The 24,620-nt window shown below is 65.7% G+C and carries 22 protein-coding genes; 15 read left to right on the top strand and 7 right to left on the bottom strand.

The features are described from left to right. Window positions 1-17 precede the first annotated feature (17 nt). Window positions 18-665, top strand: a complete 648-nt coding sequence (locus tag WI560_RS00895) for a DUF6064 family protein (RefSeq protein WP_375306524.1) — start codon at window positions 18-20, stop codon at window positions 663-665. 13 nt (window positions 666-678) lie between these two features. Here the strand turns inward: WI560_RS00895 and WI560_RS00890 are convergent, their stop codons facing one another. Further along, complete coding sequence (locus WI560_RS00890) at window positions 679-1,794, bottom strand: aromatic acid exporter family protein (protein WP_375306523.1); 1,116 nt, start codon at window positions 1,792-1,794, stop codon at window positions 679-681. Between the two features lie 119 nt (window positions 1,795-1,913). Here WI560_RS00890 and WI560_RS00885 point away from each other — a divergent pair, with 119 nt between their 5' ends. Then, window positions 1,914-3,281 carry an MmgE/PrpD family protein gene (locus tag WI560_RS00885; protein ID WP_375306522.1) on the top strand — a complete coding sequence of 456 codons (1,368 nt, stop codon included), beginning with the start codon at window positions 1,914-1,916 and terminating at the stop codon, window positions 3,279-3,281. Between the two features lie 200 nt (window positions 3,282-3,481). Here WI560_RS00885 and WI560_RS00880 read toward each other — a convergent pair whose 3' ends face one another. After that, the gene (locus tag WI560_RS00880) at window positions 3,482-4,909 is read right to left on the bottom strand and encodes a serine hydrolase domain-containing protein (protein ID WP_375306521.1); all 1,428 of its coding nucleotides are present in this window, start codon (window positions 4,907-4,909) and stop codon (window positions 3,482-3,484) included. 129 nt (window positions 4,910-5,038) lie between these two features. Continuing rightward, entirely contained in the window at window positions 5,039-6,121 is a 1,083-nt protein-coding gene (locus tag WI560_RS00875) for a helix-turn-helix domain-containing protein (RefSeq protein ID WP_375306520.1), read from the bottom strand. Window positions 6,122-6,435: 314 nt separating this feature from the next. On the opposite strand from WI560_RS00875, the gene WI560_RS00870 reads away from it, so the two are divergent. Both WI560_RS00870 and WI560_RS00865 read left to right on the top strand, forming a co-directional pair. Further along, the gene (locus WI560_RS00870; protein WP_375306519.1) at window positions 6,436-7,353 is read left to right on the top strand and encodes a pirin family protein; all 918 of its coding nucleotides are present in this window, start codon (window positions 6,436-6,438) and stop codon (window positions 7,351-7,353) included. Window positions 7,354-7,431: 78 nt separating this feature from the next. Then, window positions 7,432-8,346, top strand: a complete 915-nt coding sequence (locus WI560_RS00865; protein WP_375306518.1) for a phosphoribosylaminoimidazolesuccinocarboxamide synthase — start codon at window positions 7,432-7,434, stop codon at window positions 8,344-8,346. 88 nt (window positions 8,347-8,434) lie between these two features. Here WI560_RS00865 and WI560_RS00860 read toward each other — a convergent pair whose 3' ends face one another. The 3 genes from WI560_RS00860 to WI560_RS00850 all read right to left on the bottom strand — a co-directional run bounded on the left by WI560_RS00860 (window position 8,435) and on the right by WI560_RS00850 (window position 11,631). After that, window positions 8,435-9,520, bottom strand: coding sequence for an SbmA/BacA-like family transporter (locus WI560_RS00860; protein WP_375306517.1), 1,086 nt, complete (start codon window positions 9,518-9,520; stop codon window positions 8,435-8,437). Between the two features lie 109 nt (window positions 9,521-9,629). Beyond that, window positions 9,630-11,123, bottom strand: a complete 1,494-nt coding sequence (locus WI560_RS00855) for an NAD-dependent succinate-semialdehyde dehydrogenase (protein WP_375306516.1) — start codon at window positions 11,121-11,123, stop codon at window positions 9,630-9,632. A 187-nt stretch (window positions 11,124-11,310) separates the two neighbouring features. Next, entirely contained in the window at window positions 11,311-11,631 is a 321-nt protein-coding gene (locus WI560_RS00850; protein ID WP_027572396.1) for a hypothetical protein, read from the bottom strand. A gap of 345 nt (window positions 11,632-11,976) precedes the next feature. Here WI560_RS00850 and WI560_RS00845 point away from each other — a divergent pair, with 345 nt between their 5' ends. Next, window positions 11,977-13,173, top strand: coding sequence for a serine hydrolase domain-containing protein (locus WI560_RS00845; protein WP_375306515.1), 1,197 nt, complete (start codon window positions 11,977-11,979; stop codon window positions 13,171-13,173). 215 nt (window positions 13,174-13,388) lie between these two features. Continuing rightward, window positions 13,389-15,083, top strand: a complete 1,695-nt coding sequence (locus tag WI560_RS00840; RefSeq protein ID WP_375306514.1) for an AMP-binding protein — start codon at window positions 13,389-13,391, stop codon at window positions 15,081-15,083. A 113-nt stretch (window positions 15,084-15,196) separates the two neighbouring features. Here WI560_RS00840 and WI560_RS00835 read toward each other — a convergent pair whose 3' ends face one another. After that, window positions 15,197-16,198 carry an adenosine kinase gene (locus WI560_RS00835; RefSeq protein WP_375306513.1) on the bottom strand — a complete coding sequence of 334 codons (1,002 nt, stop codon included), beginning with the start codon at window positions 16,196-16,198 and terminating at the stop codon, window positions 15,197-15,199. A 126-nt stretch (window positions 16,199-16,324) separates the two neighbouring features. On the opposite strand from WI560_RS00835, the gene murJ reads away from it, so the two are divergent. From murJ to miaB, 9 genes are all read left to right on the top strand, one after another. Further along, window positions 16,325-17,860, top strand: coding sequence for a murein biosynthesis integral membrane protein MurJ (gene murJ / locus WI560_RS00830; RefSeq protein WP_375306512.1), 1,536 nt, complete (start codon window positions 16,325-16,327; stop codon window positions 17,858-17,860). A gap of 110 nt (window positions 17,861-17,970) precedes the next feature. Then, window positions 17,971-19,023, top strand: coding sequence for a tryptophan--tRNA ligase (gene trpS, locus WI560_RS00825; RefSeq protein WP_375306511.1), 1,053 nt, complete (start codon window positions 17,971-17,973; stop codon window positions 19,021-19,023). Between the two features lie 93 nt (window positions 19,024-19,116). After that, window positions 19,117-19,611 carry a universal stress protein gene (locus tag WI560_RS00820; RefSeq protein ID WP_375306510.1) on the top strand — a complete coding sequence of 165 codons (495 nt, stop codon included), beginning with the start codon at window positions 19,117-19,119 and terminating at the stop codon, window positions 19,609-19,611. A gap of 305 nt (window positions 19,612-19,916) precedes the next feature. Then, the gene (locus WI560_RS00815; protein WP_375306509.1) at window positions 19,917-20,486 is read left to right on the top strand and encodes a NifU family protein; all 570 of its coding nucleotides are present in this window, start codon (window positions 19,917-19,919) and stop codon (window positions 20,484-20,486) included. A 155-nt stretch (window positions 20,487-20,641) separates the two neighbouring features. Beyond that, on the top strand, window positions 20,642-21,337 hold the full coding sequence (gene tsaB, locus WI560_RS00810) for a tRNA (adenosine(37)-N6)-threonylcarbamoyltransferase complex dimerization subunit type 1 TsaB (RefSeq protein ID WP_375306508.1): 696 nt from the start codon (window positions 20,642-20,644) through the stop codon (window positions 21,335-21,337). Beyond that, window positions 21,334-21,819: a ribosomal protein S18-alanine N-acetyltransferase gene (gene rimI / locus WI560_RS00805; RefSeq protein WP_375306507.1), complete on the top strand. Its 486-nt coding sequence runs from the start codon at window positions 21,334-21,336 to the stop codon at window positions 21,817-21,819. Before tsaB ends, rimI begins: the two co-directional genes overlap by 4 nt. Before the next feature lie 39 nt (window positions 21,820-21,858). After that, window positions 21,859-22,314 (top strand): Fur family transcriptional regulator, encoded by a 456-nt coding sequence (locus tag WI560_RS00800; protein WP_061028170.1) that lies wholly within the window; start codon window positions 21,859-21,861, stop codon window positions 22,312-22,314. A 5-nt stretch (window positions 22,315-22,319) separates the two neighbouring features. Beyond that, window positions 22,320-23,000, top strand: a complete 681-nt coding sequence (locus tag WI560_RS00795) for an HAD family hydrolase (RefSeq protein ID WP_375306506.1) — start codon at window positions 22,320-22,322, stop codon at window positions 22,998-23,000. A gap of 184 nt (window positions 23,001-23,184) precedes the next feature. After that, on the top strand, window positions 23,185-24,579 hold the full coding sequence (gene miaB / locus WI560_RS00790) for a tRNA (N6-isopentenyl adenosine(37)-C2)-methylthiotransferase MiaB (RefSeq protein WP_375306505.1): 1,395 nt from the start codon (window positions 23,185-23,187) through the stop codon (window positions 24,577-24,579). The last annotated feature ends 41 nt before the right edge of the window (window positions 24,580-24,620 follow it).

The following is a 24,620-nucleotide window of genomic DNA, read 5'->3' as shown; positions in this document are numbered from 1 at the left end:
CGGAAGGAACCGCGAGCATGCTGCCGTTCACGATCGAGCAATTCCTCGGCGTCTTTGCGAGCTACAACCGGGCCATCTGGCCGGCGCAGGTTCTCGCATATCTGATGGGCGGGTTGGCCTTCTCACTGGTGTTTCGCAAGGGCCGATGGTCAAATCAGATCATCGCGGGCATTCTCGCGTCGATGTGGGCGTGGACCGGGGTCGTCTATCACCTGATCTTCTTCACATCGATCAACAAGCTGGCCTATGTCTTCGGCGCGCTGTTTGTCGTTCAGGCTGCGGCCTTGATCTATTTTGCCGTGTCTCAGAGACACTTGGATTTCCGCTATATGGAGAGACCGGCGGGATTCATCGGGGTCGCGTTGGTCCTCTACGCAGCGGCGATCTACCCGCTGTTCGGCCTCGCGACGGGTCAGCCCGCCGACCAACTACCGATGTTTGGGGTCACGCCGTGTCCCCTCACCATCTTCAGTTTGGGGATGCTGCTGCTGACGAGACAGCCGGTCTCGCGCTGGCTGCTTGTGGTCCCATTCCTGTGGTCGCTTGTCGGAGGCACCGCCGCGATATTTCTTCGCGTGCCACAAGACTGGGCGTTGCTGGTGGCTGGAGTTGTCTCCCTGGCACTGCTGATCTGGCGTGACCGGCGAATGGCACCGGCGGGATAGTTCCAGCACCAGCTCACTCCGCGAGCTTCGCTGGCCCACCTGCCGCCGCCTCCGCCCATTCGCCGACGACGCGGTCGAGATCGCGGAGATTCTGGTGCATCTGCTCCAGCGAGAAGCCGAGCGCGAAGAAACGCTCGGCAGTGTCGCTGGACTGGCCACGGATCAATCCGTCCTGACGGACGGATGCGACCGCCTCGGCATAGTGCTGGAGCGCGACGTGGACGGGATGGATCGGCGGCGCGCCGGCGCCTTCGCGCAAGGCGTTCGCTGCCGAACGCAGGAAACGGGCAATCGCGGTCGACACCTCCGTCAGCGGAGCAGCAAGGCGCATCTGCACCTCGACCGGCAGCGGCACCACGGTGGCGCGGCCGATCATCACGACGTCATGGCGCAGGCGCAGGACGGTGCGCAACAGCGGGCCGGTGTCGGGCCCGCTCGACAGAAGTGCGGCGCGCTCGCGCTCGGCTTCGGCGCCGATCGCATTCATGCCGACCATCGCAGTGCCGATGCCGTCCTGGATCCGGTGCAGCGCGTCATTGTCGCGGCCGCGGGTGAGACCCGCGAGCAGCTCCGTGAACGCATCCGCGATCAGCTCGAGCAATTGCGCCGCCGCGGCGCGAATCTGGCGCACCGCACGCGAGGGCAGCACCAGGAACGACACCAGCAATCCCGTAACCGCGCCGACACCGACCTCGCTGACGCGGTCGATCGCCGAGGTCATGGGATCGGCATGATGCATGGTCGGAACCAGCAGCACGATCACGGCCGTCACCGTGGCCGCGCTGAGGCTCGGATTGATCGCGGCGATGAAGGCGAGCGGGGCGACCGACAGCACCAGGAGGCCCAATAGCCCCGCTTCGCTGGAATAGGGGATCAGGATCGCGAGGGCGCCGCCATAAATCGCGCCGCCGATGGTGCCGAGCATGTAATCGCGCGTCGCCTTCAGCGAGCGGCCGACGCTCATCTGGGTCACGATCAGCGCGGTCAGGACCGCCCAGAGCGGCAGCATCAGATGCAGCGCGGTGGCGAGCGCATAGGCCGCGGTCGCCGCGACCGTGACCCGGATCGCGAGCCCCAGTTGCGTTCGCCGCGACCCGATCCGGTCGAGCAGCTCCTTTGCGAATGTCATCGTCTGAAGTCCCGATCCGCTCGAGGCCAGGCAAAAGCATGGCTGATGCCCGCGGCCGCAAGGCCGCTTGAAAGGCCAAATCAGCCCGCCTAACTTGCGCGCCAAAACGAGGAAACACGATGGCTCACGAAACCGCAACGCTCGCCGCCTATGTCTTCAATCTGAAATACCAGGATATTCCGGCGGAGGTGCTGGAGCGCGCCAAGGTGCTGACGCTGGACTTCCTCGGCAGCGCGATCCGGGCGCGGCGCGAGGCCGAATCGACCCCGTCGATGCTGAAGATGCTGGAAGCGCTGGCGCTCGACACCAAGGGCGAATCCACCGTGTTTGGCGATGCCAAGACCTGGACGCCGGCGGTCGCGGCGCTGCTCAACGGCGCGCTCGGCCATTCCCTCGATTTCGATGACACCCACGCCGATTCCTCGCTGCATCCGAGCGCGCCGGTGGTCCCGGCCGCCTTCGCCGTCGGCGAGATGGTCGGCGCCTCGGGCCGCGACGTGCTGACCGCGATCGTGGCGGGCTATGAGGTCTGCTGCCGGCTCGGCAACGCGCTCGACCCGACCTCGCATTACGCGCGCGGCTTCCATCCGACCGCGACCGCCGGCACCTACGGCGCCGCCGCGGCCGCCGGCAAGCTGTTCGGCCTGTCCGAGCAGCAGCTCATTTCAGCCTTCGGCGTCTCCGGCAGCCAGGCCGCGGGCTCGCTGCAATTCCTGGTCAACGGCGCCTGGAACAAGCGCTACCAGGTCGGCGCCGCCGCGATGAACGGCGTGATCGCCGCGACGCTGGCGCGCAACGATTTTGTCGGATCGACGGAATCGGTCGAAGGCAAGCACGGCCTGCTCGCCGGCTACACCGACGACGCGCATCCCGACAAGGCGGTCGCCGAGCTTGGCAAGAGCTATGAGACCATGAAGATCGGCGTGAAGCCGTATCCGAGCTGCCGCTACACCCATGCGGCGATCGACGCGCTGATCGCGATGCGGCGCGAGCACAATCTGACGCCGGACCAGGTCAAGCGCGTCGAGATCGGCCTGCATCGCAACGGCATCACGCTGACCGGTGACGCCGCGACCAAGCGGCATCCGCGCTCGATCGTCGGCGGCCAGTTCTCGATGTTCTTCACCGGCGCGCTCGCGCTCGACCAGGGCTCGTTCGGCTGGGACGACTACAATCGCCTGGGCGATGCCGCGATCGACGCGCTCGCGGACAAGTTCGACGTGGTGCAGGACGACCGCCTCGAGATCGGCCGCACCCATCCGTTCGGCGCCCGCGTCAGCATCACCACCGATGACGGCGTGCACGAGCGGCTCTATGCCGATCCCTCGGGCGAGCCGACCTCGTTCCCGGATGCGGCGGCGATGCAGCAGAAGTTCCTGACGCTGGCCCGCCCAGTGCTGAACGCGCGCGCGGAAAAATTCGCGGACGCGATCATGACGCTGGAGCGGTTCGACCGCGTCGCGCAGGCGACGGAGCTGGGGAGGTAAGGATTTTGAGCTAGAGCTGCGGCACTCCGCTTACCCTCCCCTGGAGGGGGAGGGTCGCTAGCATGTAGCGAAGCGGAATGCGTAGCGGGGTGGGGTGACGGTCTCTCCGCAACCAACGGTGCCCGCATGGAGAGATCACCCCACCCCGCTCGCGCTGCGCGCGATCAACCCTCCCCCTCCAGGGGAGGGTAAGAGAAAGATCAATCCGCCCCCGCAAATTTCCCTTTGTCGCCCGCTGCCGCCACCACGTCGCGCACGAGATCGAATACGCCGTCCGCTTCCGGCGGCCCATTCGGCGAGCGGCCGAGCCGCACGATCACCAGCTGCGCCGACGGGATCACGATGGTGTATTGCCCGATCGTGCCCTTGGCGAAGAAGGCATCCCGCGGCCAGCCATGGGTGATGCGGAAGTTCGCGCCAAAGCTGTCGCCCTGGTTGGTCCAGAAGCCGGCGCCGATGCCGACCCAGGCATTTGGCGTCGCCGTCGCCGAATAGTTCACCCAGCCCTCCGGCAGGATGCGTTTGCCGCCGGCGAGGCCGTCATTGAGATAGAGCTGGCCGAAGCGCGCCCAGTCGCGCGCGGATGCGAGCATCTCGCTCGACCCTTCGATCGTCCCCGAGCCATCGAGCTGCAGAGTGACATGTCGCATGCCGAGCGGGGCGAACAATTCGCGGCGCGCAAAGCGGAGCGCGCCTTCCGCCGTGCCGCCGGCCGCATCGCGGATCAGATGCGAGAGGACCAGCATGTTGCCGTCGTGATAATTCCACGCCGCACCGGGCGCGGTAGCAAGCGGGATGCTCTCGGCATAGGCCGCCATGTCCGATTCCATGAACTTCATCCGGTTGACCGGCTCGAAGGCCGAGCCGAGCGAGGCCTGCAGCGAGCTGCCGAGCGCAAGGCCGGCGGTGTGACGCAGCAGCTGATCGACGGTGATGGCATGGCGCGGATCATCAGGATCCTTCCAGGCCGCGACCGGCGCGGGTCCGTCGAGCTTCAGCTTGCCCTGGCGCACCAGCACGCCGATCAGGGCTGAGACCACCGATTTCGTCATGGAGAAGCCGAGCAGCGGCGTCTCCGGTCCAATGCCGTCGGCATAACGCTCCGCGACGATGCGGCCCGACTTCATCACGACCACCGCACGGGTGCGCCGATAGGGCGGCTGCGCCGGCTCGGCGAAAGCGCGGTCGAGCGCAGCGGCAAGCGAGGGGCTTTGCGGCGGCACGATCGCGGGGCCGGCGATCTCGGGCAGCAGTGCGGGCTGCCTGTCGGTCGCGGGCGGATCGACGGGGGCTATCCCCGCCCCATGGTCGAGCGTGCAGCCCAGCCCTTCTCGATAGACAGCACGGCTGCGGCCGATGCCGAACAACGTCACCGTGACATCCTTGCGAACGCGGTCGACCCGGGTGTCCATCGCCCATGTGATCAGCCCGGTCCCGGGCATCGCGTCATTGGTCTCGGCAAAGTTGCGCCGCGGATCGAGGCCGGAGACGAACGTCTCCGCGCACAGGACGTCGGCGACGAAGCCGGTGGCGATCTTCGGGACGTCACGGGCCCGCGCGGCTCCGAGCGCGAGGCCGGCGCAGGCGATGGTGGCGGCGAGGAGGACGATGTTGCGGCGGCGGGTCACTTGCTCTCTCCGGCTTAGGATGCGTGCCGGGAGGAAGCAGGAACAGGCGGCGAAGGGCTCGCCGGATTTGGAAAGCGGCCTGGTTGGAATTGGACGAGAGCTGGCCGATTCCAAAATAGCGTTGTTATTTCAAGTTGCTACGGGAATGCCCGGTGCAACGCCGGCCTTCAGGCGCCGATACTCCGTCGGTGTCACCCCCGTGACCGCCTTGAAGGCGCGGTTGAACGGGCCGAGCGACTGGAAGCCGGCGTCCATGGCGATGGTGATGACGGGGACCTCGGCCTGGGCGGGATCGGCGAGCGCGGCCTTGGCCTCCTCGATGCGGTGATTGTTCAGGAACACATTGAAGTTGCGGTAGCCGAGGCGCTGATTGATCAGCCGGCGCAGCCGGTATTCCGGGATCTTCAGCCGCCCTGCCAGCACGCCGATGGTGATGTTCTCCTGACGATAGATCCGCTCGTCCGCCATCAGCCGCATCAGGGCATCGATCAGCTTCTGGTCCGCGGATTCATCGACCGGTGCGGGCCGGGGGGCCAGAATCGCCGGCGCGGCCACCGACGCCGGAAACAGATCGGCGCCATCGACGCGCATCATCGTAGCGGCAATGGCCGCGATGACGCCGGCAAGCACGCCCGTACTGATCGCATCGGCGACAGAACCGACGTCGCTGCCGGCGACGGCAATCTGGAGAACCGCGTTCAACCCGCCATAGAGCGCGGCTGCGCAGACGATGAAGACACGAACGCGCCGGCGGCGCTCGACCAAATCAGCCGGCCACGAGGCAATCGTCTGCCCGATCGCAAGCGCTATGAAGCCGAGCACGATCAGATTGACGATCGTCACGGAAAACCGCGCGTGGCCGCCCGGCGCGATCCAGACGCAGCCCGCGAAGCTGAAGGCCGTCACCAGCGCCCACACCAATCCGTGCCACCTCCGCAGGCGAAATTCATCGTCGAACAGCGCGCGCGTGAACAACCAGAACACCACGATGTTGCCGGTCGACAGCGCGATCAGCGGCGCGTGCCAGGCGGGAATCAGCGACGTGACGCCGACCGAATAGCTCGCCGCATGCGCGGCCGAGCCGAGCGCGAAGGCCGCGCCGAGCCGGGCTGCCAGCACGTGGCGGAAGCCGGAGAGCAACGACGCCGCCAGCACCAGCAGCAGCGCGACGCTGGCGGCGCGAAAGGCAAGCTCGGTTGCAGCAAGGGTCATCGGGTCGTGCGATCAGTCGCAGTTGAAGGCCGCCAAACATCGTTGGTTGCGCCAGGTTTTTCAAGAACCATCCGCATGCCATGCCTAGAGCTACCTCCACCGCTGTCATTGTCCGACTCGACCGGGCGATCCAGCAATCCGAGACAGCCGTGATGAATCGAGCGGCTGCGGCGTACTGGATCGCCCGCCCTTCGCGGGCAATGACGGCGGAGTATGAGGCCTCATTGCGACGCGACGTCTTGTCCGGGCTTGGTCGCGACGACGCTGCAGATTCCTGCTAGGCTCGCGTCAACAAGGTCAAAAAGGAGTTCCTCATGAGCTGGCAGCCCTCGAACGACCCCGTGCTCGGCGATCCCATGTCCTGCGATGCGCTCGATCTCGTCATCGTGCCGCGCACGCGCGATCTCGGCGACGGCTTCGCGGTCCGGCGCGCGCTGCCGCACGGCAAGCGGCAGATGGTGGGGCCCTTCATCTTCTTCGATCATTTCGGGCCGGTGCAGTTCGTCTCCGGCAAGGGCATGGACGTGCGGCCGCATCCGCATATCGGGCTTGCTACCGTCACTTACTTGTTCGACGGCGCGATCATGCATCGCGACAGCGAGGGCAATGTCCAGGAGATCGCGCCCGGCGCGATGAACCTGATGACGGCCGGACGCGGCATCGCACATTCCGAGCGCACGCCGGATGCGCAGCGCGCCTCGGGCCAGCAGATGCTGGGCCTGCAGAGCTGGATCGCGCTGCCGGCCGGGTCGGAGGAGATCGCGCCCTCGTTCCAGCATTACGGCGCGGGCGATCTGCCGATGATCTCCGAGCGCGATTTCACCGCACGCGTAATCGCGGGCTCCTCCTTCGGCATCGCCTCGCCGGTCACGATGGTGTCGCCCTGGTTCTACACCGAGGTCACGGCAGTCGCGGGCGCGACCGTGCCGCTCGATCCTGATCATGAGGAGCGCGCGATTTACGTGGTGGAGGGCGAGGTCGAGATCGCGAACGAACGTTACGAGGGGCCGCGCCTCCTGATCTTCCGGCCCGGCGACCGCATCACCGTGAAGGCGCTGAAGGCGACCCGGATGATGTTTCTCGGCGGCGATGCACTGGAAGGCCCGCGCCATATCTGGTGGAATTTCGTCTCCTCCAGCAAGGAGCGGATCGAGCAGGCCAAGCAGGACTGGAAAACCGGCCGTTTCGCCGCAGTTCCGCAGGAACATGAGTTCATTCCGCTGCCGGAATAGGCTAATCCGGTTTCCGGCCGCGCCATCAGGTGCGGCCGGATGTTCTGCCTGAAGGCCTTGTCCGCGAAAGCTTTACCGATGACCGCCATGCTCTCCAGCGACCTGCCCCTGCCCACGATCGGACGCGGCAAGGTGCGCGATATCTATGCCGTCGACGATGATCGTCTGCTGCTCGTCACCACCGACCGCATCAGCGCCTTCGACGTGGTGATGGGCGAGACCATCCCGATGAAGGGCGCGGTGCTGACGCAGATCAGCGCGTTCTGGTTCAACGAGCTCGAAGGCGTGGTGCCGCATCACATGATCAGCGCGGACACCGATGAGATCGTCGCCGCCGTGCCGGCGTTGAAATCGCACCGCGCCGAGATCCTCGGCCGCGCCATGCTGTGCAAGCGCACCACCGTATTCCCGATCGAATGCGTGATCCGCGGTTATCTCTCGGGCTCGGCCTGGAAGGAGTACGCGGCCTCAGGCACGCTCGCCGGCGAGAAGCTCAAGGCCGGCCTGGTCGAGAGCGAGGAGCTGGAGCCGGCGATCTTCAGCCCGGCGACCAAGGCCGAGACCGGCCATGACGAAAACATCACCATCGCAAAGATGCGCGCGGTCGTCGGCGACGAGGTCGCCTACACGCTGGAGAGCATGACGCGCGCGATCTACACGCTCGGCGAGGAGCTGGCACGCGAGCAGGGCATCATCATCGCTGACACCAAATTCGAGTTCGGCCGCGACAAGGACGGCCGCATCATCCTGATCGACGAAGTCATGACGCCGGATTCGTCGCGCTTCTGGGCGGTCGATTCCTACAAGCCCGGCCAGCCGCAGGCGAGCTTCGACAAGCAGCCCTTGCGCGACTATCTCGACGTCGAGCGCCGCGCCGGCCGCTGGAACGGCGACGCCCCCCCGCCGCCGCTGCCGGCGAGCGTGGTGGAAGCGACCAGCAGGCGATATCTGGAAGCGTATCGGCGCGTGACCGGAACGGAGCTGAAGATTTAGCTTCCACTTAGCCGTCGCGGCGCAACGCGCGTGGTCTCAAGCGTCCGACGACACGGTGTGTTGGGCAAGGATCGATCGATGACCGGCTTCAGCGCTGGGGGGCGCGATCGGCATCCAGAGCCAGCAGCAGCTCGGCAACCCGGTTGGCGGACGCCGTCCATTCCGCGAGCTTGGCATAATTGTCCGTGAACCAGTTGAAGGCGGTCTGGACAACGACGAATGCTGCCGACGCCTGAACCACTTCGCCGAGCGTCATGGTGTCGTCGAGGTACTTGGGCAGGCAAAGCAGCAGGCCGACCACCGGCGTCACCAGCAGACCCGAATAAGTGACCAACGTCATCCGCATCAATTGCCAGCAGTAGATCCGCCAGATCGCAATCACGGCTTTCAAGGCGGCGCCGACGGCGTGGCGGCTATTCATGCCGGCCTCCGGCACCACCTTGCCTTCGCGGGTCTCGCGCACATGGGTTCCGATCGCCCGCAACTCGGCTTCCATGCGCTTGTTCTCCTCGATGACCCGGGTCAGCCGCCCGGCTGTCAGCCAGATGCCGATCGCCAGCAGCGCGGAATACGCGATCACCGCGAGGACGAGGTAACCGGGAATCGCAAAGGCGATGCCGTCGAACGCGATCTCGAGGCTACCACCGACCGACCATAGCAACCCGACGAAGGTTGCGATCGTAAGCACCGATTGAAGCAGGCCGGTGACCAGATCGATCGGGAGGTCGGTCGCAACCCTGGCGTCTTCGGCAATGCGATATTCCGGCGCCTCGTGATGTCCCTCGATGGCGCTGCGCCTCGGACGACGATCGTCCGTCAGCCAGTCGCTGTAGAGGCAATTGCTCAGCCACTCCCGCCACGAACGCTGCAGGGTCATCCGCGCCCACACCGAGAACACGGTCAAAGCGATGCTCGCCGCGGCCAGCGGCACAAACCGAACTGCCTGGTACAGCAGCTCAGCCTGATCCTTCCGGCCGATGGCGTTGAAGAAATCCCGGTTCCAAAAGTTCAGCCCGTACTGCGTCAGGAGTTGCAGGACGACGTTGACGATCAACGCGACCACTAAAAGCCACGCTGTCCAGGCGGTTGGTCCGCGCCAGTATCCTGAGGCGCTCTGCCAGAAGCGGCCGAGAAGTTGCTTTTCACCCAGGGCTAAAGAGGTCCTCATCAGCATGAGCTGAGCCGCAAATCCTGCGCGCGCGCGCCACCCCTATGGTGCCGCACGCGCCAAATTAGGCGGTCTTGCCCGAAGCCGCTTGACCTGCGTCAAGCGATGCTGGCGGCTACACCCCCGCCATCATCACGTATTTGATCTCGACATATTCTTCCATGCCGTGACGCGAGCCTTCACGGCCGAGGCCGCTTTCCTTGACGCCGCCGAACGGCGCGACCTCGGTGGTGATCAGGCCGGTGTTGACGCCGACCATGCCCGATTCCAGCGCTTCGGCGACGCGCCAGACGCGGCCGATATCGCGGGAGTAGAAATACGAGGCCAGGCCGAACGGCGAGGCGTTGCACATCGCGATGACGTCGGCCTCGTCCTTGAAGCGGATCACCGGCGCGAGCGGACCGAAGGTCTCCTCCTGCGACACCAGCGAATCCGGCTTGACGTCGGCCAGCACGGTCGGCTCGAAGAACGAGCGGCCGAGCTCGCTGCGCTTGCCGCCGGTCACGACCTTGGCACCGCGCTTGACGGCGTCGGCGATGTGACGCTCGACCTTGTCGATCGCCTTCATGTTGATCAGCGGGCCTTGCGTGACGCCGCTCTCGGTGCCGTCGCCGATCTTCATCGCCGCGACCTTTGCCGACAGCTTCTTCACGAACTCGTCGTAGATCTTGTCCTGGGCGTAGATGCGGTTGGCGCAGACGCAGGTCTGGCCCATGTTGCGATATTTCGAGACGATGGCGCCCTCGACCGCGGCGTCGATGTCGGCGTCGTCGAACACCACGAAGGGCGCGTTGCCGCCGAGCTCGAGGCCAAGCCGCTTCACGCCGACTGAGGCCTGCTGGTAGAGGATCTTGCCGACCGCGGTCGAGCCGGTGAAGCCGACGAAGCGCACCGCCGGATGCTCGCACAGCACCTTGCCGATCGGCGGCGCGTCACCCGTGACGATGTTGAGCACGCCCTTGGGGATGCCGGCCTTCTCGGCCAGCACCGCGAGCGCCAGCGCCGACAGCGGCGTCTCGTTGGCGGGCTTGAGCACCACGGTGCAACCGGCCGCGAGCGCCGGGGACACCTTGCGCGTGATCATCGAGTTCGGGAAATTCCACGGCGTGATGGCGCCGCAGACGCCGATCGGCTGCTTGATCGCGAGCAGCCGCGCATCGGGCCGCTGGCTCGGAATGGTCTCGCCATAGACGCGCCTCGCTTCCTCGGCGAAGAATTCGATATAGGCAGCGCCGATATCGACCTCACCGAGCGCCTCCGAGAGCGGCTTGCCCTGCTCCGAGGTGAGGATCAGCGCGAGGTCCTCGCGGTTGGCGATGATCAGCTCGAACCATTTGCGCAGGATGTTGGAGCGCTGCTTGGCGGTATGCTTGGCCCAGGCCGGAAACGCGCGCTGAGCGGCTTCGACCGCCCTGGTGGTCTCGTCCGCGCCCAGCTGCGGGACCTTTGCCAGCTCGACACCGGTCGCGGGATTATTGACGGCGAACACCGGCGTGCCGACCCAGGCCCCGTCGATGTAGCAGGCCTCCTTCAGGAGCGAGGGGTCCTTCAGCCGGTCGCGCAGGGTGGCGGTGGCTTGCGGGGCGCGTGCGGCGGCGGTCGGTGTCATGGCGTACTCCCTTAGGCAATCGGACTTGGGGCGATCGGATCGGCCCGGAATATAGGGCCAAGCGGTGCCGAATGCACCGCCCGTAACGCACATCTGCTGATAGCCAAGTCGGGAGCGGCTGGTTCTTCACCTCTCCCCAGCGGGGAGAGGTGGCCACCGCGAACGCGGAAGCAGATACTGTCAGTGGTTACGCCGCGCCGCTCATATAAGTCTCACGGCGGCCGATCATGCGCTCGGCGGCCGCCTTGGCGTCGGCCTTCGTGGACGTCGCGCAGGTCCGGTATTCGAGATCCGGGACGTGAGACGTGTCGCGGCGGCCGAACCATGACTTCGAGCCGACCGGCAGCAGCGCCAGCGCCTGCGCCAGATTGTCCACCGCGCCGAAGGAGTAGAGTGCGCCGGTGCCGGCGACGCGGACCTCGTAGATCCCAGGCGAAATCGGCGCCTCCAGGTTCTCACCCCGTCCGGGACGGGGATAGCGCTTCCATTCGCTCCAGGTCGAAATCATCTGAGGTCCCCCTCGCCGCCCATCCACGGCCGACAACATTTGCATCAAGTCTTATCGGCTCGTCGATCGGGCCGAGTGCTGAACGCGGCAGCTCACGAAATGTTTCAAGGGCTCGAGAACCGCGAAGCCATCGCGTGAAACCCATCCAAGGTGAAGCGAGGCACGTCGATCCACCGCAGATTGCAAAAGAGCGTAGGCGCTCAGCCGCGTTGTCGTCCTGCGCTAGATCAAGATCGTCAAGTCACGACATCGCGACCGGCGCAGGTCCACAGATGCGCTTGCCGCGCCGGACATCCGGGAGGACAATTGATCGCTTCCAACAATAATCAAACCCGAGGAAACGCCATGCAAAGCAAAGCTGAGATCGACGAGATCCTGCGTCAGAAAAGCGAGGCCAAGGAGATCCCTGGCGTCGTCGCCATCGCCGCCAGCGGTAACGACGTGCTGTATCAGGGCGCGTTCGGAAAGCGCGATCTGTCCAAGCCCGATCCGATGACCGCCGACAGCGTGTTCTGGATCGCCTCGATGACGAAGGCGGTGACGACAGCGGGCGCGATGCAGCTGGTCGAGCAGGGCAAGCTGTCCCTGGATGCGCCAATCGGTGAGGTATTGCCCGATCTCGCCAATCCGCAGGTGCTTGAAGGCTTCGATGCCAGGGGCGAGGCCAAGCTGCGGCCGGCCAAGCGGCCGATCACGCTGCGCCAGCTCATGACCCACACCGCCGGCTTCTGCTACAATATGTGGAACGGCGATCTCGCGGTCTATCTCGACAAGCACGGCATTCCCGCCATCACCACCTGCCAGAACGCGGCGCTGAAGACCCCTGTCATGACCGACCCCGGCACGCGCTGGGAGTACGGCACCAACATCGATTTCGTCGGCAAGGCGCTGGAAGCCGTCAGCGGCAAGCGGCTGGACGCCTATTTGCGCGACAATCTGTTCAACCCGCTCGGCATGAGCGACACGGCGTTCAAGATCACCGAGAGCATGCGCAAGCGCCTCGTCGGCATGCATGCGCGCGGCGAGGACGGCCAACTCGCATCGATTCCGTTCGAGCTCGAGCAGGAGCCTGAATTCCACATGGGTGGCGGCGGCCTGTACTCGACCGCGGCGGACTACATCAAGTTCACCCAGATGATTCTCAACAAGGGCCGCGGCAACGGCAACCAGGTGCTGAAGGCCGAGACCGTCGCGACGATGGGGCAGAACCACATCGGCGATCTCGCCATGACCAAGATGACCACGGCGGCGCCGATGTACACCAACGACGTCGATCTCTATCCGGAGCAGGTGAAGAAGTGGGGCCTCAGCTTCATGATCAACACCGCCAAGACCGCCGAAGGCCGCAGCGCCGGCAGCCTCGCCTGGGCGGGCCTTGCCAACACCTATTACTGGATCGATCCTGCCCGCGACGTCACCGGCGTGATCCTGATGCAGCTGCTCCCGTTCGCCGATGCGAAATGCCTGGAGGCGTTCGCGGGATTCGAGCGTGGGGTCTATGCCGGGCTCGATGCTGCCGGAAGCGGGCAGAAGGCGGCGTGAGTGTAGGGCTCTCACCACCCGTCATGGCCGGGCTTGTCCCGGCCATCCACGTGCCGCCGCAGGCACAAAGACGTGGATGCCGGGGCCTTCGCCGCGTCGAAGCGGCTTTGGCCGCGCAGGCGGGTCAAGCCCGGGCATGACGACTGAGAGACTATGCCGGCTATTTTTGACGAGGGGGTTTAGACTCGATGGACGACTTGGCTGATAAAGACGACTTGGCTGATAAAGCGGATAGCTACGTTTGCGGCGTCTCGGACACGCCGCTGCTCGGCGACACCATCGGTCGCAGCCTCGACCGTGCGGTCCGGCGCTGGGGCAATCGCGAGGCGCTGGTCTCGCCCAGCCACGGCGTCAGATGGACCTGGAGAGAATTCGCCGAGCGGGTCGACGCGCTCGCCGCGGGCTTTCTCGCGCTGGGGCTCGAACGCGGCGAGCGGATCGGCATCTGGTCGCTGAACCGGCCGGAATGGACGCTGACCCAGTTCGCCGCTGCCAAGGCCGGCCTGATCCTGGTGACGATCAATCCGGCCTACCGCCTCAGCGAGCTGGAATTCGCGCTGAAGAAGGTCGGCTGCGCGGCGATCGTCACCGCCACCGCGTTCAAGACCAGCAATTACATGGAGATGCTCAACACGCTGCTGCCGGAGCTGGCGGGGGCCACGCCCGGACACTTGCAAGCGGCGCGATTGCCGGCCTTGCGGATGGTGATCCAGATCGGCGGCCCGGCGGCATCGGGCACGATCCCGTTCGAAGAGGTCGCGGGGATGGGCCGGGCCGCGCATCGCGAACGGCTTGCCCAGCTCGGCGCTGTCCTGCAATTCGACGACCCCGTCAACATCCAGTTCACCAGCGGCACCACGGGATCGCCGAAGGGTGTCACGCTGACCCACCACAACATCCTCAACAACGGCTATTTCACTGGACGCGCCATGCGCCTGACCGAACAGGACCGCATCTGCATTCCGGTGCCACTCTATCATTGCTTCGGCATGGTGATGGGCAACCTCGCCTCGGTCACGCTCGGCGCAACCATGGTCTACCCAGGCGAGGGCTTCGATCCGCTCGCGACGCTGCGCGCGGTCGAACAGGAGAAATGCACGGCGCTGTACGGCGTGCCGACCATGTTCATCGCCGAGCTCGATCACCCCGAGTTCAAGACGTTCAATTTGAAATCATTGCGCACCGGCATCATGGCCGGCGCGCCCTGCCCGATCGAGGTGATGAAGCGCGTCAACACCGAGATGAACATGCGCGAGGTCACCATTGCCTATGGCATGACCGAGACCAGCCCGGTCAGCTTCCAGAGCGCAACCGACGATCCGCTGGAGCGGCGCGTCTCCACCGTCGGCCGCATTCACCCGCATGTCGAGGTCAAGGTCGTCGATCTCGAAGGCAAGATCGTCAAGCGCGGCGAACGCGGCGAGCTCTGCACCCGCGGCTACAGCGTCATGCTGGGCTATTGGGAGGAAAAGGAGAAGACCGCCGACGTGCTCGACGCCAATGGCTGGATGCACACCGGCGATCTCGCCACCATCGACGTATCAGGCTATTGCAACATCGTGGGCCGAATCAAGGATCTGGTGATCCGCGGCGGCGAGAACCTCTATCCGCGCGAGATCGAGGAGTTCTTGTACCGTCACCCCAAGATCCAGGACGTACAGATCTTCGGCGTCGCCGACACCCGCTACGGCGAGGAGCTCTGCGCCTGGATCCGCGTCAGGCCGGGCGAGACGCTGACGGCCCAGGAGGTGCGCGCCTTCTGCGACGGCCAGATCGCCCACAACAAGATCCCGCGCTACGTCGAGTTCGTCGACGAATTCCCGATGACGGTGACGGGCAAGATCCAGAAATTCGTGATGCGCGATGCGGTGGAGCAGCGGCTGGGGCTGAAGGCGGCGAAGACGGCGTGAGGCTCGCTGTCATTGCGAGGAGCTCTTGCGACGAAGCAATCCAGAATCTCGCCGCGGAGACAGATTGGATTGCTTTGCTACGCTCGCAATGACGGAGGAAAGTGTCGCGCGCCCTACCTCGTCAGCCCGCGCTGCTGCGCCAGCTCCTTCAGCGACACCAGCGGACGGGCGCCGATGTGCTGGATCACTTCGGCGGCGGCGAGCGCACCGAGCTCGCCGCACTGCTTGTAGGCCAGATTGCGCGCCAGGCCATACAGGAAGCCCGCGGCGAAGAGATCGCCGGCGCCGGTGGTATCGACCACCTTGTCGACCGGGAAGGCCGGCGCAGCGACGGCATCTTCAGACGAGACCACCATGCAGCCCTTCTCGCTGCGGGTGACCACGCCGAGATTGACGTCGTTGCGCAGCTGCTTCAGCGCGGTGTCGAAGTCCGAGGTCATGTAGAGCGAATGCAGCTCGGACTCGTTGGCAAAGACGATGTCGACGGTGCCGTTGCGCATCAGAGAGAGAAACTCGTCGCGATAGCGGTCGACGCAGAACGAATCCGACAACGTCAGCGCCACCTTGCGCTTGGCGTCATGAGCGATCTTGGCCGCCTTGACGAAGGCGTCCTTGGCGTTCTTGGGGTCCCAGAGATAGCCCTCGAGATAGACGATCCCGGCGCCGGCGATCTCGGCCGGGTCGATGTCGGCGGGCGACAGGTCCTGCGCCGCGCCGAGATAGGTGTTCATGGTGCGCTCGCCGTCATCCGTGACGAGGATGTAGGAGCAGCCGGTGGCGGGACCGTCCTTGGCGGCGGGCGTATTGAAGGCGACGCCGGCGGCGCGGATGTCGTGGACATAGAGCTTGCCGATCTGGTCGTCCTTGACCTTGCCGACATAGGCGGCGCGCGCCCCCAGGCTGCCGATGCCGACGATGGTGTTGGCCGCCGAGCCGCCCGAGACCTCCGTGGCCGGCCCCATGTCCTTGTAGATGGCCGCCGCCCGCGCCTCATCGATCAGGGACATGCTGCCTTTGGCCATGCCGTGCTTGACCAGAAAAGCCTCGTCGGTCCTGACCAGCACGTCGAACAGCGCGTTGCCGATGCCGAGAACGTCATATTTCACGTCAGCCATTCACCTTGATCCTGTTTGGCGGATTGCGAACCCTGCGAAAATCCGCTTCCTGTCAGCCTGAAATCCGGCTTGCGGCCTATCACGCCCGGCCGTGCGCGAGCAAGCAACGGGATGAACTAAAGAGCAATGATCCGCTCCTTCCTGACCGTCTCGACGGGAACACTGGCCTCGCGGCTGCTGGGTTTTGCGCGCGATTCCATGATTGCCGCCCTGTTGGGCACCGGCGCCGTGGCGGACGCGTTCCTGGCGGCCTTCCAGCTCGTCAACGTGGTGCGCCGGCTGCTCAGCGAGGGGGCGCTGAACGCGGCGCTGATCCCGGCCTGGCTGCGGGTGCGCGAGCGCGATGGCGAGAAGGCCGCCGCTGCATTCGCAGGACGCATGCTTGGCACGGTCAGCGCGGCCCTGGTCGCGATCTCGATCGTGATCGCGCTGGTGATGCCACTGATCATCACGATGATCGCGCCCGGCTTTCTCGGCAGCGCGACGCTCGATCTGGCCGTCGCCAACGCGCGGCTGATGCTGCCCTATCTCGCTTTTGCCGGACCCGTCACGGTGCTGATGGGCCTGCTGAACGCGCAGGGGCGATTTGCCCTCACCGCCTTCTCGCCGCTGCTGTTCAACATCGCGCTGATCGCGGCGATCGCGATGCTGCTCGTCTGGCATGCCGACGCGGGTGTCGCCGCCTGGCTGCTGGCGGCCACCGTCGGCGTCGCCGGACTGCTGCAACTCGCGATGCTGCTCTCGCAGCGAAGCGCGCGCCTCGCAACGCCGCTGCGCGTCAGCTTCGACGAGGAGATGCGCGCTTTCTTCGCCAAGGCCGTTCCCGGCATGATCGCAAGCTCCGGCCCGCAATGGCTGATGGTGGCTGGCGCCATCATCGCATCCGCGACCCCGTCCGCGGTATCCTGGCTCTATTTCGCCAACCGGCTGATCGAACTGCCGCTCGGCATCGTCGGCGTCGCCATGGGCACCGTGCTGGTGCCGGAGCTGACGCGCGCCGTCGCCAGCTCCGACAGGGACGCAGTGGTGCATGCCGAATCGCGCGCGCTCGAGCTGGCGGCCGGGCTGGCGCTGCCGGCGACGCTCGGCCTGATCGTATTGGCCGAGCCGATCGTACGGCTGCTGTTCGAGCACGGCGCTTTCAGCACCGAGGACAGCATGGCGACCGCGCGTGCGCTGATATGGCTGGCGCTGGGCCTGCCGGCTCACGTGCTGATCAAGGCCCTGTCGCCGGCCTTCTATGCCCGCAGCGACACGATGACGCCGCTGCTCGCCACCGCCAAGGGTTTTGCGGTCGCCGTCGTGCTGGCCGTGCTGCTCGGCCATTTCTTCGGCGCAAGCGGGATCGCGGCGAGCATCGCGGCCGGGGCCTGGAGCAGCGCGCTCTCCCTGCTGCGGAAAGGTGCGGCCGAGTTCGGCTTCTCGGTGGATGCGGCCGCCCGCAGCCGGCTGCCGCGGATCGTGCTCGCGGCGGCTGCGATGGGCGCCCTGCTCTGGCTGACCACGGGTCTCGTGCACTCGGAGGCGCACGGCCTCGTCCGCTTCGTCGTGCTGGGCCTGCAGATCGGGGCCGGCATCGCCGTCTACGGCCTGATGCTGCAGATCGTGGGGGCGGCCTCGTGGCGCGAGGCGGTCAACGCCTTGAAGCGTCCCGCTCATTAGAATGCGCGCTGAGGGCTCTTCACCTCTCCCATCGGGAGAGGTCGATTTGCCCTTGACGGGGCAGCGCCGCTGTTGGAAACGACGGCCGAATACCTATGGGAAGGCTGACCATGCCATTCGTTGAACGGGTCTTTTCGGGCGTCCAGCCGACGGGCAATCTGCACCTCGGCAACTATCTCGGCGCGATCGTCAACTTCGTGAAGATGCAGGAAACCCACAACTGCATCTATTGCGTCGTCGACATGCACGCGATCACGCAGGGCGTCGACGTCTGGGGCGGACCGGCCGAGCTCACGCGCAACACCCGCGAGGTCACCGCGGCGTTCATCGCAGCCGGCATCGATCCCAAGAAGCACATCGTGTTCAACCAGAGCCAGGTCTCGGGCCATGCCGAGCTTGCCTGGATCTTCAATTGCGTCGCGCGCATGGGCTGGCTCGGCCGCATGACCCAGTTCAAGGAGAAGGCCGGCAAGGACCGCGAGAACGCCTCGGTCGGGCTGTTCGACTATCCCGTGCTGATGGCCGCCGACATCCTTTTGTACCGGGCCACACACGTGCCGGTCGGCGAGGACCAGAAGCAGCATCTCGAGCTCTCGCGCGACATCGCGCAGAAGTTCAACAACGATTTCGGCGATTCCATCCGCGCCCAGGGCACCAATGACGGGCTGTTCTTCCCGCTGCCGGAACCTCTGATCACGGGCCCGGCAACGCGCGTGATGAGCTTGCGCGACGGCACCAAGAAGATGTCGAAGTCGGATGCATCGGACAATTCGCGCATCAATCTGACAGACGACGCCGATACCATCGCGCAGAAGATCCGCAAGGCGAAGACCGACCCGGAGCCGCTGCCGACCGAGGAGAAGGGTCTCGAGGCGCGGCCCGAAGCCGACAATCTCGTCGGCATCTTCGCCGCGCTCTCCGGACGCTCCAAGGCCGACGTGCTCCGGGATTTCGGCGGCGGTCAGTTCTCCAGCTTCAAGAACGCACTGGCGGAGCTGTGCGTCACCAAGCTGGCGCCGATCGCGGGCGAAATGAAGCGCCTCGTCGCCGACCCCGGCCATATCGACGCGATCCTCATCGACGGCTCCGACCGGGCCCGCGCCATCGCCGACGAGACGATGAAGCTGTCCAAGGACATCGTCGGCTTCATCCGCCGGCGCTGAAGACGGTCGGCGCTTGAGCGCCGACCCGCATCTCCCCTCCCCAAGCTTGCGGGAGTGTGGCAGCATGCGCGCCATGCACTCGCCGGGACATGCATGACCAGCAAGCGACTTTGCTTCGAGCCGGGTCACAAGCCCAAATGCCTCGTCGTCGTCGACGACACCGCCGAATGGGATCGCGCGGTCTACTATGCCAGCCGCTGGGCGATTCGCGCCGGCGGCGGCGTGGTGATGCTGCGCATCGTCGAGCCGGAGCAGCAGAGCCAGGAATGGCTGGGGGTCGCCGACATTATGCGCGCCGAAGCCCAGGAAGCCGCCGAAGCCGCGCTCGACCGCGCCGCGGGCCGCGCCAACGGCATTGCCGCGATCACCCCGGAGCGGGTGATCCGCGAGGGCGCGCCGATGGAACAATTGCTCGCCGTGATCGACGAGGACCCCGACATCGCCATGCTGGTGCTCGCCGCCAATCCCGGCGCCGAAGGTCCGGGGCCGCTGGTCTCATTGCTCGCGCATGCCGTGGGGACGTTCCCAATCCCCGTGACCATCATTTCAGGCGCATTGAGCGACGAAAGCGTGGATTCGCTGTCGTAGGGACGGCGCTCTTACCCTCCCCTGGAGGGGGAGGGTCGGCTCATGTCGAGCGCAGCGAGACATGAGACGAGGTGGGGTGACGGTCTCTCCACCACGAACGCTGCCCGTGTAGAGAGATCACCCCACCCGCTCGCGCGTTGCGCGATCGACCCTCTCCTTCCAGGGGAGGGTAAGCAAGAACATCCTTAACCCGCTGATATAACAGCGAAACGCCATTCCCTCCCCTTGATCGTGCGTTCCCCGTCGCCATCTGCTAGGGAAGAGGCAACGCGCCGGCCTTGAACCGGCGACGTCTGGAGAAAACCATGTTCATTCAAACCGAAGCCACCCCCAATCCCGCCACGCTGAAATTCATTCCCGGCCGCGTCGTCGTCGACGGCAGCCCGGTGGAGTTTTCGAGCCGCGAGGCCGCGACGCGCTCGCCGCTGGCCGAGAAGCTGTTCGAGGTGCCCGGCGTCACCGGCGTGTTCTACGGATCGGATTTCATCACCGTGACCAAGGCGAACGGTGAATGGCAGCAGCTCAAGCCCGCGATCCTCGGTGCCATCATGGAGCACTACATGTCCGGCGCGCCGCTGCTGGCCGACGGCGCGGCGCAAGGCGATGCCGATCTCGACGACGAGGACGAGTTCTTCGACGAGGCCGATGCCGAAACGGTCGACATGATCAAGGACCTGATCGAGACCCGTGTGCGGCCGGCGGTCGCCAATGACGGCGGCGACATCACCTTCCGCGGCTTCAAGGACGGCATCGTCTATCTCAACATGAAGGGCGCCTGCTCCGGCTGCCCGTCATCGACCGCGACGCTGCAGCACGGCATCCAGAACCTGCTCAAGCACTTCGTGCCCGACGTGGTCGAAGTCCGGCCGATGTGAACCGCGCTATCTGCCCACCACTTCCTTCGTCATGCCCGGGCTTGTCCCGGGCATCCACGTTCTAGGGGCCGCAAAGGCGTGGATGGCCGGGACAAGCCCGGCCATGACGGCAAGAACATTGGGCATCGTGCGATTGGCAATGCTATGATCGCGTTATGCTGATCCTCGCCATCGATACTGCGCTCGACGCCTGCTCCGTCGCGGTGCTCGACACCGAAGCGGCCGAGCTGCTTGCGCAGGAGCAGCTTCTGATGAAGCGCGGCCACGCCGAGGCCTTGATGCCGATGATCGCGCGCGTCATGCAATCGGCCAATGTCACCTTCACCGCGCTCGACCGCATCGCGGTCACCGTCGGCCCCGGAAGCTTCACCGGCCTGCGCGTCGGCATTTCGGCGGCGCGCGGCCTTGCGCTCGCGGCCGCGCGGCCGGCGATCGGCCTTACCACCTTGTCGGCGTACGCTGCCGCCGTCGTCGGCCAGAGCAAATCCGCGCCGGTGATCTCCGCGATCGATGCGCGGCACGACCACGTCTATTTCCAGATCGTCGCCGGCGACGGCAGCCAGCTGGTGCGGCCGCGCATCGCTGCCATCGACGAGGCGATCGCGGCCTCGCAGTTCGGCGCGCCTCACCTGGTCGGCAATGCCGCAAACATCCTCGCCGAGCGCTGGCCGAAAGATGGTGAGCAACCGGTCGCGGTCGACACGCAGGCAGCGCCGGATATCGGCTGGGTCTCCTGGCTCGGCGCGGCAGCCGATCCCGCGACAAATCCGGCGCGGCCATTCTACCTGAAGGCACCCGACGCAAAGCCCGCCGCAGCTCCGCCGTTCGCAGCACACGCTGCAACCTCATGATGAGATGGCTGTCGCAATGGTGGCGCGGCGGCACCGCCGCCGTCGAGCCCGCATCCATGCGCGACGCCGCGCGGCTGGCGCAGCTGCACGGCGCCTCCTTCGCGCACGGCTGGGGCGAAGGCGAATTCGAGGCCATGCTCAATGAGCGCAACACGCTGGTGCATCGCCTGCGCCTGGGACGCCGGACCATCGGCTTCGCGATATCCCGGATCGGGGCGGACGAAGCGGAAATCCTCTCGATCGCGGTGGACGAGGCCTATCGCGGCCGCGGCCTCTCCCGCACGCTGCTGATGACCCATCTCGGCCACCTCGCCGGGCGCGGCGTCCGCACAATATTTCTCGAGGTCGAGGAAAACAACCAGCCGGCGCGGCGGCTCTACGCCGGGTGCGGATTCGTGGTGGTCGGGCGCCGCGAACGCTACTATAAGCAGCCGAACGGGGAACAATTGAACGCCCTTCTGATGCGGCGTGACTTGTCGTAACATCGGTGGCAGAAAGCGCCCCTGCCAGGCAGACAAACAATGACCGCACTGAAACCTTCTTCCGCATCCAAGGCGTCCGGCATCGAGGCGCGCTGTGCCGCCACCGGCATGCGCATGACCGAGCAGCGCCGTGTCATCGCCCGCGTGCTCGCGGAATCAGTCGATCATCCCGATGTCGAGGAATTGTACCGGCGCTGCGTCGCCGTCGACGACAAGATCTCGATCTCGACCGTGTATCGCACCGTCAAGCTGTTCGAGGATGCCGGCATCATCGAGCGCCATGACTTCCGCGAGGGCCGCGCGCGCTACGAAACCATGCGCGACAGCCATCACGACCACCTCATCAATCTGCGCGACGGCAAGGTGATCGAGTTCACCTCCGAGGAGATCGAGAAGCTCCAGGCGGAGATTGCCCGCAAGCTCGGCTACAAGCTGGTCGACCACCGGCTCGAGCTCTATTGCGTCCCGCTCGACGACGACAAGCCGACGAATTGAGCTTAGTGTCCATCGATCTCATCATCTTCGATTGCGACGGCGTGCTGGTGGACAGCGAGGTGATCTCCTGCCGCGCCCATGCCGACGTGCTGACGCGGCACGGCTATCCGATCACCTCGGAGCAGGTGTTCGACCGCTTCCTCGGCCGTTCGACGAAGCAGGCCAATCTTGAGATCGAGACCGAGCTTGGCCGCAAGCTGCCCGAGGCCTATCACGGCGATCTCCAGGAGGAGCTGTTCCGCGCGTTCGAGGCCGACCTCGAAGCGATCCGAGGTATCCATGACGTGCTCGATGTCGTCACGCAACACGTCTGCGTCGCATCGAGCGGCTCGCACCAACGCATGCGCGTGAGCCTCGGGAGCACCGGCCTCTATGAGCGCCTCGCGCCGAACATTTTCTCCGCCTCGCAGGTGAAGAACGGCAAGCCTGCGCCGGACCTGTTCCTGTTCGCGGCCAGGGAAATGGGCGTGCCGCCCCAGCGCTGCGTCGTGATCGAGGACAGCCTGGCCGGGATAGCCGGTGCCCGGGCGGCCGGCATGACGGTGTTCGGCTTTTACGGGGGCAGCCATTGCCGCGACGGCTATGCCGAAACGCTGCGCGAGGCCGGCGCCGACCTGCTCTTCGCCGACATGCATCAGCTGCCCGAGTTGGTCCGGCGGGTCGAGGCCGACGCTTTGGCGGGCTGATTCTTGCAGTCGTTCCGGGGCGATGCACAGTATCGAACCCGGAATCTTGCGCGAAATCCCTCGGGATTCCGGGTTCGCGACTGCGTCGCGCCCCGGAATGACGGTTTGGAGGGCTCCATTCGCTGGATTTTCGCCGCCCCAGCCTATATCTGAAGGCCGCCCTCCACCGCCATTTTCGGGTTCCATGACGCCGCCGCGCAAGCTGCACATCAAATCATATGGCTGCCAGATGAACGTCTACGATGCCCAGCGCATGGTGGACACGCTGGCGCCGGAGGGATTCGTGGAGACCGCGAGCGCCGAGGAGGCCGATCTCGTCATCCTCAACACCTGCCATATCCGCGAAAAGGCGTCCGAGAAGGTCTATTCGGAGCTCGGGCGCCTGCGCGTCGCCAAGGACGAGGCCGCGCGCGGCGGCCGCGCGATGCAGATCGCGGTCGCCGGCTGCGTGGCGCAGGCCGAGGGCGAGGAGATCGTGCGCCGCGCGCCGGTCGTGGACGTCGTGGTGGGGCCGCAGAGCTATCATCATCTGCCGGAGCTCTTGAAGCGCGCCGGCAACGAAGGCCGCGCGATCGAGACCGAATTTCCGGCCGCCGACAAGTTCGGCTTCCTGGCCCAGCCGAAGCCCGACGCGATCCGGGCGCGCGGCATTTCGGCCTTCGTCACCGTGCAGGAAGGCTGCGACAAGTTCTGCACCTTCTGCGTCGTCCCCTATACCCGCGGTGCCGAAGTCTCTCGCCCCGTCGCCAAGATCGTCGACGACGTGAAGCGGCTCGCCGATAACGGCGTGCGCGAGCTCACCCTGATCGGGCAGAACGTCAACGCCTATCACGGCGAGGGGCCCGACGGAAAAACCTGGCCGCTCGGCCGGCTGCTCGAGCATCTGGCCAAGATCCCCGGCATCGCGCGGCTGCGCTATTCGACCAGCCATCCGCGCGACGTCGACGACAGCCTGATTGCGGCCCATCGCGATCTCGGTGCCCTGATGCCGTTCGTGCACCTGCCGGTGCAGTCGGGCTCGGACCGGATTCTGGCGGCCATGAACCGCAAGCATACCGCCGCTGATTACCTCGGGGTCATCGACCGTTTCCGCGCCGCGCGCCAAGACATTGCTTTTTCATCAGATTTTATCGTCGGCTTCCCCGGCGAGAGCGAGCAAGATTTTCTCGCCACCCTCGCGCTTGTCACGCAAATCGGCTACGCTGCGGCTTATTCGTTCAAATATTCCGCCCGGCCGGGAACGCCGGCCGCGGACATGCAGGAGACGGTGTCCCCCGCCGAGATGGACCAGCGATTGGAGCGGCTCCAGGAACTGATCGACAGCCAGCAATCGGCCTTCAACAAGGCCGCGATTGGCTCAACGGTCGACGTGCTGTTCGAACGTCCGGCGCGCAAGGACGGCCAGATCGTCGGCCGCACCGCCTTCCTCCAGCCCGCTCACGTGATGGCCTCGCCCGATATCATCGGACAGATCCTGCCTGTTCGGATCGACAGCCTCGAGCGCTACAGCTTTCTCGGCGAGCTCGCCATTCCGCCCAGCGCGGGCGAGCCCGCTTTATCGCAAGCCAGTGGAGCCTGAACCCTTGCCAAAAAGCGCATCGGATTCGTCTTCGTTCGCTC

It is taken from the genome of Bradyrhizobium sp. A11 (assembly GCF_042077125.1).
GTDB lineage: Bacteria > Pseudomonadota > Alphaproteobacteria > Rhizobiales > Xanthobacteraceae > Bradyrhizobium > Bradyrhizobium japonicum_B.
Note: the sequence above shows the minus strand (reverse complement) of the source record. Positions and strands in the feature narration are given on the sequence as shown.

Bases quoted from the DNA above. Each gene is read 5' to 3' on its own strand.
- WI560_RS00885 (WP_375306522.1), top strand. From the start codon at position 1,914: ATGGCTCACGAAACCGCAACGCTCGCCGCCTATGTCTTCAATCTGAAA.
- murJ (WP_375306512.1), top strand. From the start codon at position 16,325: ATGATCCGCTCCTTCCTGACCGTCTCGACGGGAACACTGGCCTCGCGG.
- WI560_RS00845 (WP_375306515.1), top strand. From the start codon at position 11,977: ATGCAAAGCAAAGCTGAGATCGACGAGATCCTGCGTCAGAAAAGCGAG.
- WI560_RS00855 (WP_375306516.1), bottom strand. From the start codon at position 11,123: ATGACACCGACCGCCGCCGCACGCGCCCCGCAAGCCACCGCCACCCTG.
- WI560_RS00815 (WP_375306509.1), top strand. From the start codon at position 19,917: ATGTTCATTCAAACCGAAGCCACCCCCAATCCCGCCACGCTGAAATTC.
- WI560_RS00870 (WP_375306519.1), top strand. From the start codon at position 6,436: ATGAGCTGGCAGCCCTCGAACGACCCCGTGCTCGGCGATCCCATGTCC.
- trpS (WP_375306511.1), top strand. From the start codon at position 17,971: ATGCCATTCGTTGAACGGGTCTTTTCGGGCGTCCAGCCGACGGGCAAT.
- tsaB (WP_375306508.1), top strand. From the start codon at position 20,642: ATGCTGATCCTCGCCATCGATACTGCGCTCGACGCCTGCTCCGTCGCG.
- WI560_RS00890 (WP_375306523.1), bottom strand. From the start codon at position 1,794: ATGACATTCGCAAAGGAGCTGCTCGACCGGATCGGGTCGCGGCGAACG.
- WI560_RS00800 (WP_061028170.1), top strand. From the start codon at position 21,859: ATGACCGCACTGAAACCTTCTTCCGCATCCAAGGCGTCCGGCATCGAG.
- rimI (WP_375306507.1), top strand. From the start codon at position 21,334: ATGATGAGATGGCTGTCGCAATGGTGGCGCGGCGGCACCGCCGCCGTC.
- WI560_RS00875 (WP_375306520.1), bottom strand. From the start codon at position 6,121: ATGACCCTTGCTGCAACCGAGCTTGCCTTTCGCGCCGCCAGCGTCGCG.
- WI560_RS00860 (WP_375306517.1), bottom strand. From the start codon at position 9,520: ATGCTGATGAGGACCTCTTTAGCCCTGGGTGAAAAGCAACTTCTCGGC.
- WI560_RS00850 (WP_027572396.1), bottom strand. From the start codon at position 11,631: ATGATTTCGACCTGGAGCGAATGGAAGCGCTATCCCCGTCCCGGACGG.
- WI560_RS00820 (WP_375306510.1), top strand. From the start codon at position 19,117: ATGACCAGCAAGCGACTTTGCTTCGAGCCGGGTCACAAGCCCAAATGC.
- miaB (WP_375306505.1), top strand. From the start codon at position 23,185: ATGACGCCGCCGCGCAAGCTGCACATCAAATCATATGGCTGCCAGATG.
- WI560_RS00865 (WP_375306518.1), top strand. From the start codon at position 7,432: ATGACCGCCATGCTCTCCAGCGACCTGCCCCTGCCCACGATCGGACGC.
- WI560_RS00895 (WP_375306524.1), top strand. From the start codon at position 18: ATGCTGCCGTTCACGATCGAGCAATTCCTCGGCGTCTTTGCGAGCTAC.
- WI560_RS00835 (WP_375306513.1), bottom strand. From the start codon at position 16,198: ATGGCTGACGTGAAATATGACGTTCTCGGCATCGGCAACGCGCTGTTC.